Annotated in this window: 12 protein-coding genes; 11 read left to right on the forward strand and 1 reads right to left on the reverse strand. The window is 60.6% G+C overall.

Annotated features, from left to right (window positions below):
* Window positions 1–7: 7 nt before the first annotated feature.
* Window positions 8–1258 (reverse strand): sarcosine oxidase subunit beta family protein, encoded by a 1251-nt coding sequence (locus FHX05_RS14555; protein WP_112606179.1) that lies wholly within the window; start codon window positions 1256–1258, stop codon window positions 8–10.
* Window positions 1259–1346: 88 nt separating this feature from the next.
* Here FHX05_RS14555 and FHX05_RS14560 point away from each other — a divergent pair, with 88 nt between their 5' ends.
* From FHX05_RS14560 to FHX05_RS14610, 11 genes are all read left to right on the forward strand, one after another.
* A complete protein-coding gene (locus FHX05_RS14560; RefSeq protein WP_183872501.1) occupies window positions 1347–2306 on the forward strand; it encodes a GlxA family transcriptional regulator in 960 nt (319 codons plus the stop codon).
* A gap of 77 nt (window positions 2307–2383) precedes the next feature.
* Entirely contained in the window at window positions 2384–3067 is a 684-nt protein-coding gene (locus FHX05_RS14565) for a helix-turn-helix domain-containing protein (RefSeq protein ID WP_183872503.1), read from the forward strand.
* 92 nt (window positions 3068–3159) lie between these two features.
* Window positions 3160–4068: a glutamine amidotransferase family protein gene (locus FHX05_RS14570; RefSeq protein WP_112339152.1), complete on the forward strand. Its 909-nt coding sequence runs from the start codon at window positions 3160–3162 to the stop codon at window positions 4066–4068.
* Window positions 4069–4099: 31 nt separating this feature from the next.
* Entirely contained in the window at window positions 4100–4786 is a 687-nt protein-coding gene (locus FHX05_RS14575) for a GXGXG domain-containing protein (RefSeq protein WP_112339153.1), read from the forward strand.
* 15 nt (window positions 4787–4801) lie between these two features.
* The gene (locus FHX05_RS14580; protein ID WP_112339154.1) at window positions 4802–6130 is read left to right on the forward strand and encodes an FMN-binding glutamate synthase family protein; all 1329 of its coding nucleotides are present in this window, start codon (window positions 4802–4804) and stop codon (window positions 6128–6130) included.
* A gap of 77 nt (window positions 6131–6207) precedes the next feature.
* Complete coding sequence (glnT, locus tag FHX05_RS14585; protein WP_183872505.1) at window positions 6208–7515, forward strand: type III glutamate--ammonia ligase; 1308 nt, start codon at window positions 6208–6210, stop codon at window positions 7513–7515.
* Window positions 7516–7613: 98 nt separating this feature from the next.
* Window positions 7614–8498 (forward strand): formyltetrahydrofolate deformylase, encoded by an 885-nt coding sequence (gene purU / locus FHX05_RS14590; protein ID WP_183871302.1) that lies wholly within the window; start codon window positions 7614–7616, stop codon window positions 8496–8498.
* A gap of 3 nt (window positions 8499–8501) precedes the next feature.
* A complete protein-coding gene (folD, locus tag FHX05_RS14595) occupies window positions 8502–9407 on the forward strand; it encodes a bifunctional methylenetetrahydrofolate dehydrogenase/methenyltetrahydrofolate cyclohydrolase FolD (protein ID WP_183872508.1) in 906 nt (301 codons plus the stop codon).
* Between the two features lie 114 nt (window positions 9408–9521).
* Window positions 9522–10655 carry an aminomethyltransferase family protein gene (locus FHX05_RS14600; RefSeq protein ID WP_183872510.1) on the forward strand — a complete coding sequence of 378 codons (1134 nt, stop codon included), beginning with the start codon at window positions 9522–9524 and terminating at the stop codon, window positions 10653–10655.
* Between the two features lie 12 nt (window positions 10656–10667).
* A complete protein-coding gene (locus FHX05_RS14605; RefSeq protein ID WP_183872512.1) occupies window positions 10668–11273 on the forward strand; it encodes a dimethylamine monooxygenase subunit DmmA family protein in 606 nt (201 codons plus the stop codon).
* Complete coding sequence (locus FHX05_RS14610) at window positions 11270–12235, forward strand: PDR/VanB family oxidoreductase (protein WP_183872514.1); 966 nt, start codon at window positions 11270–11272, stop codon at window positions 12233–12235. Before FHX05_RS14605 ends, FHX05_RS14610 begins: the two co-directional genes overlap by 4 nt.
* The last annotated feature ends 6 nt before the right edge of the window (window positions 12236–12241 follow it).

A 12241-nucleotide genomic window follows, 5' to 3' on the forward strand; every position in this document is an offset into this window, starting at 1 on the left:
CATGTCCTCAATGCAGGTTCGGCTGGGCGCCGACGCCCTTTTCATCGATCTGATAGCCACGCCGGAATCGGTCGAGGCGCAGCTGTGTCGCCGTTTCATGCGGCTCGTTGCGGGCGATCAAATGCGCGTAGCAAAAGCCTGATGCCGGCGTGGCCTTGAAGCCGCCGTAGCACCAGCCGGCGTTCAGATAGAGATTGTCGATATGGGTCCGGTCGATGATTGGGGAGCCGTCCATGCTCATGTCCATGACGCCGCCCCATGTGCGCAGATAGCGCACGCGGGTCAGTGCCGGGATCATCGCCACACCGGCTTCGGCAACATGCTCGACGGTCGCGAGGTTGCCGCGCTGGGCATAGGAGTTGTAGCCGTCGATATCGCCGCCGAAGACAAGGCCACCCTTGTCGGATTGCGAGACATAGAAATGCCCGGCGCCGAAGGTGACGACACAATCGATGAACGGCTTCAGGCCTTCGGAGACGAACGCCTGCAGCACATGACTTTCGATCGGCAAACGCAGACCCGCCATATCGGCGACGACGGTGGAATTACCGGCTGCCGCCAGTGCCAGCTTGCCGCAACCGATGAATCCCTTCGTGGTCTCGACACCCGTGACGCGGCCCTGGTCGGTGCGGATGCCTGTGACTTCACAGCCGGTGATGATGTCGACGCCACGGCTATCGGCTCCGCGGGCATAGCCCCAGGCGACTGCGTCGTGGCGCACCGTGCCGCCGCGCTGCTGCAACAGGCCGCCCATGATCGGGAATCGTGCGTTTTCGAAATCGAGAAAAGGCAGCTTTTTACGGATGGCTTCGCGATCGAGCAATTCGGCATCGACGCCGTGCAGGCGCATGGCATTGCCGCGGCGAGTGTAGGCATCGCGCTGCGCATCCGAATGGAAGAGATTGAGCACGCCGCGCTGCGAGACCATGGCGTTGAAATTGAAATCCTGCTCGAGCCCTTCCCAGAGCTTCATTGACAGCTCGTAAAAGGGATTGTTGCCGGGCAGCAGGTAATTGGAGCGAATGATCGTAGTGTTGCGGCCAATATTGCCCGAGCCGAGATAGCCCTTTTCCAGAACGGCGACATTGGTGATGCCGAAGGTCTTGGCCAGATAATAGGCGGTCGCCAGTCCATGACCGCCGCCACCGACGATGATGACGTCATAATGTGGCTTCGGTTGCGGCTGGCGCCAGGCGGGCGCCCAGCCAGTATTGCCGCGTAGGCCGTTGAGGAAAACAGAGAAAGCCGAATAGCGCATGGTCAGGTCCGCTGTGAATTGCGCTCATGATGACAGAGTGGCAAATGCCGACTTGCCCAATTAGGACCTCTTTCGATAGAAAAGGGACATGGCTCCAATCGACGCAAGAAATAGTCAGTCCATCGGCTTTGTCCTGATCCCGGGATTCGCGCTGATGTCTTATGCTTCTGCGAGCGAGCCGCTGCGGGCGGCCAATCTTCTGGCCGGGCGTGAAATCTATCGATTGTCGATCTTTTCGCCGGACGGCACTCCGGCGGTATCGTCGGGCGGCGTGCCGGTGCCGGCCGAGCATCTTCCAGGTCGCGGATCCGGTCTTGGCACGGTCTTCGTCTGCGCCGGCGGCTCGCCACGCGATTGGCATTACCCTTCGGTGCTTGCCTGCCTGCGCCAGCTCGCACGCGAGGGCGTACGCATCGGTGGGATTTCCGGCGGTCCTTATCTGCTTGCCGCCGCCGGGCTTTTGGCTGAGCGCGATTTCACGATTCATTGGGAGCATGCGCCAGCCCTGCTCGAAGCCTTTCCGGTGCTTACGCCGCGCCAAGCGCGCTTCGTCATCGACGGCAATCGTATCACCTGTGGCGGCGGTATTGCGCCGCTCGACATGATGCATGTATTGATATCAGAGCGCATGGGCGCCGATTTTGCCCGGCGCGTCAGCGATTGGTATCTGCATACGGAGGTGGGTGAGCCGACTGCGCCGCAACGCGGCTCGCTAGCCGAGCGCTATGGCGTCCATCATCCGGGTCTGCTGAGCGTGCTCGAAAAAATGGAGGAAACGATCGAGATGCCCCTCGACCGTGCCGCCATGGCGCGGATTGCCGGCGTCACGCCGCGTCATCTCGACCGGCTGTTTGCCGCTCATCTCGGCTCGACGTTTCTCGATCAATATCGGCGAATACGGCTGCAGCATGCCCGGCGGCTCCTCGAGCAGAGCCCGCTTTCGATTTCCGAAATCGCCATCGCCACCGGCTTTTCAAGCGGCGCGCATTTTGCCCGAGCCTATCGCTCTCTTTATGGGATTGCGCCCGGTGATACCCGTCAGGCGTGATTTTCGCGGCAGTTGAGAAAATTTCACTCGGAGGATAGGATCGCCGCAGCAAGCCCTGCCGGCAAAAAGGATCATAAATGAAAACCAAGGCAGACAAGATATCGGCCGACGATCAGTCCCATGGCGGACGGTCAGCTTTCTCACAAAATCCGCATGCGGTGCGCGAGCCGAAGGAAAACAATCTCGAGATGGCGATCGGCCACGAGGTTCGCGCCTATCGCAAGAAGCTCGGCATCACGGTGACGGATCTTGCCGCCGCGACGGGCATCTCGCTCGGCATGCTGTCGAAGATCGAAAACGGCAATATCTCGCCGTCGCTGACGACGCTGCAATCGCTGTCGCGCGCACTCGGTGTGCCGCTGACAGCTTTCTTCCGTCGTTACGAAGAGCCGCGCAATGCTGTCTTCGTCAAGGCTGGCCAGGGCGTCGAACTCGAACGCCGCGGCACGCGTGCCGGCCATCAATATAATGTGCTCGGCCATATCGACAACAATTCGAGCGGTGTCATCGTTGAGCCCTATCTGATTACGCTGACGGCCGATTCCGATGTCTTTCCGACATTCCAGCACGAGGGCATGGAGTTCCTCTATATGCTCGAGGGCGAGGTGATGTACCGTCATGGCGACCAGCTCTATCCCATGCAGCCCGGCGACAGCCTCTTCTTCGATGCGGATGCGCCGCATGGACCGGAAGTGCTTGTGAAACTGCCGGCGAAATACCTGTCGATCATCAGCTATCCACAGCGGGGCAAGATTGATTAACTTGCCTAAAAAGAAAAATTTATTCTTTTGAGTTGAAAAACCGCGTTGGACCTGATAGCCATTTTGCAGATGCGAAAACGGAGGGTTTGGGCATGTGCGGAATTGTCGGTCTCTTCTTGAAGGATAAGGCGCTGGAGCCGAAACTTGGCGCGCTTCTGTCCTCCATGCTGATCACGATGACCGATCGCGGACCTGACAGCGCGGGCATTGCGATCTACGGCAACGATAACGGAAACACGGCGAAGATAACCGTCCAGTCAGCCGATCCGGCCAAGGATTTCGACGGTCTGGAATATGAACTCCGGCGCGCGCTCGACGTCCCGGTATCCGTCGTGGTCAAGAGCACGCATGCGGTCATCACTCTTGCCAAGGACAAGCTCGACGAAGGTCGAGTAGCACTGGCGGCTCTGCGCCCGAATATCCGGGTCATGAGCAGCGGCGATACCGTCGAGATCTACAAGGAAGTCGGCCTGCCGAAGGATGTAGTCTCGCGCTTTGGCGTCGCCGCCATGTCCGGCACGCATGGCATCGGTCATACCCGTATGGCGACCGAGTCGGCTGTCACAACGCTTGGCGCTCATCCCTTCTCGACAGGTTCGGATCAATGCCTGGTTCACAACGGGTCGCTCTCGAACCACAACAACCTGCGTCGCGAGCTTAAGCGCGTCGGCATGACCTTCGAGACGGAAAACGATACCGAGGTCGCGGCCGCCTATCTGACGGCCGAAATGGCAAAGGGCAAGGATCTCGGCGCGGCATTGGAAGGCGCGGTCGACGATCTCGACGGCTTCTTCACCTTCGTCGTCGGCACCAAGTCAGGTTTTGGCGTCGTTCGCGATCCCATCGCCTGCAAGCCGGCCGTTATGGCCGAGACCGACCAATATGTCGCCTTTGGCTCCGAATATCGCGCGCTCGTCAATCTGCCTGGCATCGAGGATGCCCGCATCTGGGAGCCGGAGCCGGCGACCGTCTATTTCTGGGATCACGAAAAGGCTGCCTGATCAGGTCAGCCGCAATCGAGAGAGATCTTACATGCCAGTTTTCGACCTATCCGTCACACCGCTACGCGAACTCAACAGCGCCCTTCATGGCCTTCCCCCGGGCGCCAACGATCTAGCCTTCGAAGTCGTCAACCCACGCGGCCATCATGCTGTCGCCGCCGGTATCGATGCGCCCGTCACCGTCGATATAAGGGGTTCGGTTGGCTACTATTGTGCCGGCATGAACGATGGCGGTAACGTCACCGTGCATGGCTCCGCCGGTCCTGGTGTCGCCGAGAACATGATGTCCGGCAGCGTCGTGATCGAAGGCGATGCCAGCCAGTATGCCGGCGCAACCGGACGTGGAGGCCTGCTCGTTATCAAGGGCAATGCAGCGTCGCGCTGCGGCATCTCGATGAAGGGCATCGACATCGTCGTCTACGGTAATATCGGCCATATGTCCGCCTTCATGGGGCAATCCGGTCATCTGGTCGTGCTGGGTGACGCTGGTGATGCGCTCGGTGACAGCCTCTATGAGGCTAAGCTCTTCGTCCGCGGTTCAGTGCAAAGTCTCGGTTCGGACTGCATCGAAAAGGAAATGCGCCCGGAGCATCTGGAGAAGCTTGCCGAGCTTCTCGAGAAGGCCGGCGTGCGCGGCGTCAAGCCCGAGGAATTCAAGCGCTACGGATCGGCCCGCAAACTCTACAATTTCAACATCGACAATGCCGACGCGTATTGAGACGAAGGGGACCTCATGAGCTACCACAATCCATATACGCCACCCCGCAAGTCGGCGACCTTCGACGATCATACGCTCGCTGAAATCCGCCGTGCGGCAGCGACCGGCATCTACGATATCCGCGGCGCCGGCACGAAGCGCAAGGTGCCGCATTTCGATGATCTGCTCTTTCTCGGCGCTTCGATCTCGCGCTATCCGCTCGAAGGCTATCGCGAGAAATGCGATACGACCGTCGTGCTTGGCAGCCGTTTTGCCAAAAAGCCGATCACGCTGAAAACCCCGATCACCATCGCAGGCATGAGCTTCGGTGCGCTTTCCGGCAACGCCAAGGAAGCGCTCGGCCGGGGCGCCACACTTGCCGGCACGTCGACGACAACAGGCGACGGCGGCATGACGGACGAAGAGCGCGGCCATTCGCAGACGCTGGTCTATCAGTATCTCCCCTCGCGCTACGGCATGAACCCTAGGGATCTTCGTCGCGCCGATGCGATCGAGGTCGTGGTCGGGCAGGGTGCCAAGCCTGGTGGCGGCGGCATGCTGCTCGGCCAGAAGATCTCCGATCGCGTCGCCAACATGCGCAATCTTCCGAAGGGCATCGACCAGCGCTCGGCCTGCCGCCATCCGGACTGGACCGGGCCGGACGATCTCGAAATCAAGATCATGGAATTGCGCGAGATCACCGATTGGGAAAAGCCGATCTATGTCAAAGTCGGCGGCGCGCGCCCCTATTATGATACGGCTCTTGCCGTCAAGGCCGGTGCCGATGTCGTCGTGCTCGATGGCATGCAGGGCGGCACGGCCGCGACGCAGGACGTCTTCATCGAGAATGTCGGCATGCCGACGCTCGCCTGTATCCGTCCCGCCGTCCAGGCGCTGCAGGATCTCGGCATGCACCGCAAGGTGCAGCTGATCATCTCCGGCGGCATTCGCTCTGGGGCTGATGTGGCGAAGGCGCTCGCACTCGGTGCGGATGCAGTTGCCATCGGCACGGCGGCGCTGGTTGCGCTCGGTGACAACGATCCCAAGTGGGAAGAAGAGTACCAGAAGCTCGGCACGACGGCCGGCGCCTACGACGACTGGCACGAGGGCAAGGACCCGGCAGGCATCACGACCCAGGATCCGGAGCTCGCAAGCCGGCTCGATCCGATTGCTGCGGGCCGACGCCTTGCCAATTATCTCAAGGTGATGACGCTGGAGGCGCAGACGATCGCGCGCGCTTGCGGCAAAAATCACCTGCACAATCTGGAACCTGAGGACCTCTGTGCGCTGACGATGGAAGCTGCCGCCATGGCGCAGATTCCGCTCGCCGGCACCAATTGGTACCCGGGCAAGGGAGGCTTTTAAGATTTCGGCCGGGCTACGAGGCCCGGCCGCTGCATGCATCATCGAAGTGTCTCGAAGAAATCCAAAGGGGAACGAGAATGACACTGGATCTTGCTGCCTTTGCAAAGGACAAAGGCATCAAATATTTCATGATCAGTTATACGGATCTTTTTTCCGGCCAGCGTGCCAAGCTGGTGCCGGCGCAGGCAATTGCCGGCATGCAGGAAGACGGTGCCGGCTTTGCTGGTTTTGCCACCTGGCTCGACATGACGCCCGCCCATCCCGATCTTTTCGCCGTACCTGATGCTTCCTCCGTCATCCAGCTCCCATGGAAGAAGGATGTTGCCTGGGTCGCGGCCGATTGCATGATGGAGGGCGAACTCGTCGGCCAAGCGCCGCGAAACGTGCTGAAGAAGCTCGTGAAAGAAGCGGAAGCCGCTGGCAAGCGCGTCAAGACGGGCGTCGAGGCTGAATTCTTCCTGATCACGGCCGATGGCGCCAAGATATCGGATGAATACGATACCGCAGAAAAACCTTGCTACGACCAGCAGGCCGTCATGCGCCGCTATGACGTCATCTCCGAGATCTGCGACTATATGCTTGAGCTCGGCTGGGGTGCGTACCAAAACGACCACGAGGACGCCAACGGCCAGTTCGAGATGAACTGGGAATTCGACGATGCCCTGAAGACGGCGGACAAGCACTCCTTCTTCAAGTTCATGGTCAAGTCGATCGCCGAGAAGCACGGGCTTCGAGCAACCTTCATGCCGAAGCCCTTCAAGGGTCTCACCGGCAATGGCTGCCATTGCCATATCTCCGTGTGGAGCAATGACGGCAAGACCAACGTCTTTGCCGACAAGGAAGCGGAATTCGGTCTGTCGGCCGAAGGCAGACACTTCCTTGGCGGCATCATGAAACATGCCTCGTCGCTGGCGGCGATCACCAACCCAACGGTCAATTCCTATAAGCGCATCAATGCGCCGCGCACGACCTCCGGCGCCACCTGGTCTCCCAATACCGTGACGTGGACCGGCAACAACCGCACCCACATGGTGCGCGTGCCCGGTCCCGGCCGCTTCGAGCTGCGCCTGCCCGATGGTGCCGTCAATCCATACCTGCTGCAGGCGGTGATTATCGCTGCCGGCCTGGATGGCCTGCGCAGCAACGCCGATCCGGGACCGCATCACGATATCGACATGTATGCGGAAGGCCATCTCGTGAAGAATGCGCCGCGCCTGCCGCTCAATCTGCTGGATGCTCTGCGTGCCTATGATGAGGACGAGGGGTTGAAGCAGGCGATCGGTTCGGAATTCTCCGAAGCTTATCTGAAGCTCAAGCATCAGGAATGGAACGCCTACTGCTCGCATTTCACGCAGTGGGAGCGCGACAGCACGCTCGATATCTGAGTGCGCAGCGACAAGATGCCCTTAAGGGCTCAGGTGCCGGGGCGTGAGCCCCCGGCACGACAGCGGAATTTTGGCCGCGGACGGCGGAGGAAATCAGCATGACGAGCTATGTATTGACAGTTGCGTGCAAATCGACGCGCGGGATCGTTGCGGCGATCTCGAACTATCTGGCCGGGCAGGGCTGCAACATCGTCGACTCGAGCCAGTTCGACGATCTCGACACCGGCATGTTCTTCATGCGCGTCTCCTTCATCTCGGAAGAAGGTGTCGGTGAGACGGCGCTGGCGGAAGGCTTCAAGCCGATCGCCGAGAAGTTCGCCATGGACGTCGAGATCCACGATGCCAAGAAGCGCATGAAGGTGCTGCTGATGGTGTCGCGCTTCGGCCATTGCCTCAACGACCTGCTCTATCGCTGGAAGATCGGCGCCCTGCCGATCGACATCGTCGGCGTCATCTCCAACCATTTCGATTACCAGAAGGTGGTGGTCAACCACGACATCCCCTTCCACCATATTCCGGTGACCAAGGCCAACAAGCCGGAGGCGGAAGCCCGGATCATGGACGTGGTCGAGCAGACCGGCACCGAGCTGATCGTGCTGGCGCGCTACATGCAGATCCTGTCGGATTCCATGTGCCAGAAGATGTCGGGCCGGATCATCAACATCCACCATTCCTTCCTGCCGTCGTTCAAGGGCGCGAACCCCTACAAGCAGGCCTATGAGCGCGGGGTGAAGCTGATCGGGGCGACGGCGCATTATGTAACGGCCGATCTCGACGAGGGTCCGATCATCGAGCAGGATACGGCGCGCATCACGCATGCGCAGTCCGCAGAGGACTATGTCTCGATCGGCCGCGATGTGGAGAGCCAGGTTCTCGCCCGCGCCATCCATGCCCATATCCACTATCGCACCTTCCTCAATGGCAACCGCACCGTCGTCTTCCCGGCAAGCCCGGGTTCCTATGCCTCCGAGCGCATGGGGTGAGTGATGACCCTCGCAACGGTGATCGACGGGAAGAAGGCAGCCGCTTCGGTGATCGAGGCCGTGAAGGCTGCGGCGGCGGGACTTGAGCAGGAGGCCGGTGCGAAGACCGGACTTGCGGTCGTCATCGTCGGTGATGATCCGGCCAGCCACGCCTATGTGAGTTCCAAGAGCAAGATGGCCAAGGAATGCGGCTTCAAGTCGGTCCAGCACACGCTGCCGGCCGAGACGACGCAAGGTGAGCTGGCAAAGCTCGTCCAGTCGCTGAACGACGATCCGTCCATCCACGGCATTCTCGTGCAGCTGCCGCTGCCGAAGCATCTTGATTCGGATGACATCATCCAGTCGATCCGGCCGGAGAAGGATGTCGATGGTCTGCATGTCGTCAATGCCGGCAAGCTTGCAACCGGCGATCTCGAAACCGGGCTGATCTCCTGCACGCCGGCCGGCGCCATGCTTTTGGTACGTTCGATCCACGGCGAAGACCTGTCGAGTCTGAATGCCGTCGTCATCGGCCGCTCCAACCTGTTCGGCAAGCCGATGGCGCAATTGCTGCTCAATGCCAATGCGACGGTAACGACGGCGCATTCGCGCACGAAGGACCTCGCCTCCGTGGCAAGGGGTGCCGATATTCTGGTGGCGGCCGTCGGCCGTCCGGAGATGGTGAAGGCGGATTGGGTGAAGCCAGGTGCGACCGTCATCGATGTCGGCATCAACCGGATCGCGGCACCGGAGCGCGGCGAGGGCAAGAGCCGGCTGGTGGGCGATGTCGCTTATGGTGAAGCCTCCGATGTCGCCGCAGCGATTACGCCGGTTCCGGGCGGTGTGGGTCCGATGACGATCGCCATGCTGATGGCCAACACCGTCATCGCGGCCCATCGCGCCGCCGGCAGAAAACCGCCGAGGTTTTGACGGCGAAATACCATCCGGACGGTCAAGAAAAACCCTTCGGATCGGCTTGCCAAGGCGCGAAAGACGATTATAGTCAGGAAATAATTATTCCATAGAAGAAAATGAGGGAACGAAATGGCATTATCATGGCGTTTCTCCGCCTTGGCGGACCGGCACCGTGCTCTCGGATCGAAACTCGAGGACTGGAGCGGCATGGGAACCGCCTGGACCTACGACAAGGACATGTCGCAGGAACATGTGGCGATCCGCACCAAGGCCGGCATCATGGACGTTTCCGGCCTAAAGAAGGTGCATCTGGTCGGGCCCCATGCCATTGCCGTGCTCGACTATATCACCACCCGGGATATGTCGAAGATCTATCCCGGCCGCTCGGTCTACGCCGCGATGCTCAACGACCGCGGCTACTTCACCGACGACTGCATCGTCTACCGCACCGGTCCGAATTCGTGGATGCTGGTACATGGCTCCGGCTCCGGCCACGAGGAAGTGCTCAAGCAGGCGGCCGGCCGCAACTGCGCTGTCCTCTTCGACGACGATCTGCACGATCTGTCCCTGCAAGGTCCTGTCGCCGTCGACTATCTCGCAAAATATGTGCCTGGGATCCGCGATCTCAAATATTTCCATCACATGCAGACGACGTTGTTCGGTGCGCCTGTGATGATCTCGCGCACCGGCTATACCGGGGAGCGAGGTTATGAAATCTTCGTGCGCGGCCAGGATGCGCCGATGGTCTGGGACCGCATCGTCGCTGAAGGCGAGGAGATGGGAATCATTCCCTGCTGCTTCAGCGTCCTCGATATGCTGCGCGTCGAAAGCTACCTGCTCTTTTATCCCTATGATAACTCGCAGATGTATCCCTTTGCCGACCAGCCGCCCGGCGACAGCCTCTGGGAACTCGGCCTCGACTTCACCGTCAGCCCCGGCAAGACCGGCTTCCGCGGCGCCGAGGAACATGCACGCCTCAAGGGCAAGGAGCGTTTCAAGATCTTCGGCATGCTGATCGATGCAGACGGTCCGGCCGATCTCGGCGACGAGGTCTATGCCGACGGTAAAAAGGTCGGCGTCATCACCTGCCCCTGCTATTCGAGCTTGACGAAGAAATCGATGGCGATCGCCCGCCTCGATGTCGACAAGGCCGTGCAGGGCACGGAGCTGGAAGTGCGTGGCAAGAGCCTGAAGGCGAGCGCGATTGCCCATACGCTGCCGTTCGACGACCCGGAAAAGAAGAAGAGGACGGCCATCGGCTAAGGAGGCGCGCTCATGCTTGTCGAAGGCATCAAGAGCCGACCGGTCTACAAAGGTCTCTCCATCCAGCCGCATGCCCGGCGGCATCTGTTCGCGCTGGAAGGCGAGGGGGCCAATGCCCTCCTCGACCAGACGGCCGGGCTTGACGATACCATCCTGTCGCGCAGCGAAATCCTCTATGTCGCGCGCGGTTCGCAGGGCAGAGGCCATGATGAGGCCCTGCGCGGGCTCGGCGCCGACATGTTCTTCACGGCGCCGACCATTGCGACATTGCTCTTCCGCCTGAAGGGCTCGCTTGCAACGGCGCATATGGGCACGCGGCTTTATATAGCCGGCACCGAGGGCTTTATCGGCCAGGCAATGATGGTGGCGCTCGACTACGGCATGGATCATGCCTCGATCATCACGGAACATCGCGGTTCCCTGGCGCGCCGCGTGCAATGCGTCCACTGCAAGGGCATCACCGAGGATGTCACGCACAGCCCGTTCAACTGCGGCCATTGCGGTTTGCCACTTCTGGTGCGCGACCACTACTCGCGTCGTCTCGGCGCCTTCCAGGGCGTCAATATCGATGCGGAAGAGCCAGGCACTGCGCCCGATCCAGAGGAGTTGTTCTTGTGAGCGGTGGTACGGAAATTCCTGTTCGTGTCGCGAAGGTGACGCCCATTGCCGACCGCATCAAGCGCTTCCGCTTCGAACGTCTCGATGGTGCGCCGATGCCTTATTTTTCCGGCGGCGCCCATGTCATCGTGTCGATGAACGACGAAGGCCATGTTCGCCGCAACGCCTATTCGCTGATGTCGGCGCCGCATGATTGCTCGGCCTATGAGATCAGCGTGCTGCGCGTCGAGGACTCGCGCGGCGGCTCCGCCTTCATGCATGAGAAGGTGCGGGAGGGCGACGAACTCAAGGTCAGCTATCCCGTCAATCTCTTCCAGCCGGACTGGCGCGGCCGCAAGCATCTGCTGATTGCCGGCGGCATCGGCATCACGCCCTTCATTGCGATGATGCAGCAGTTCTCCCGTGAGGGCGCGAATTTCGAGCTGCATTATGCCGTGCGTTCGCTCGATCGCGGCGCTTATTGCCAGGAGCTTGTCGAGCAATATGGCTCGCAGCGGGTGAAGATCTATTGCGACGCCGATCGCAATTTCATGCCCGTAGCCCGTCTGCTCGAAAGCCAGCCGCTCGGCACGCATCTCTATGTGTGCGGCCCGGCCGGCATGATTGACGGCGTGTTGAAAACGGGCGTGGAGGCTGGCTGGCCGGAGCAGAACCTGCATTCCGAACGCTTCCTGTCGTCGCAGCCCGGAAAGCCTTTCTCCATCATGCTGACGCGGTCGGGCAAGACCGTTCACGTCGGCCATCATGAGAGCATGCTGGAAGCGATCGAGGCTGCCGGCATCGATGCACCCTTCCTCTGTCGCGGCGGTGCCTGCGGACAGTGCGAGACCGGTGTCGCCGTCTGCGACGGCAAGCTTCTGCATAATGACGTCTATCTGACCGACGAAGAAAAGGCCTCCGGCCGAAAGGTGATGATCTGCGTTTCCCGTTTCGAAGGACGCGCGCTGCATCTCGACCTTTAGGCACTC

It is taken from the genome of Rhizobium sp. BK491, assembly GCF_014194925.1.
In the GTDB taxonomy this organism is placed as follows: Bacteria; Pseudomonadota; Alphaproteobacteria; order Rhizobiales; family Rhizobiaceae; genus Rhizobium.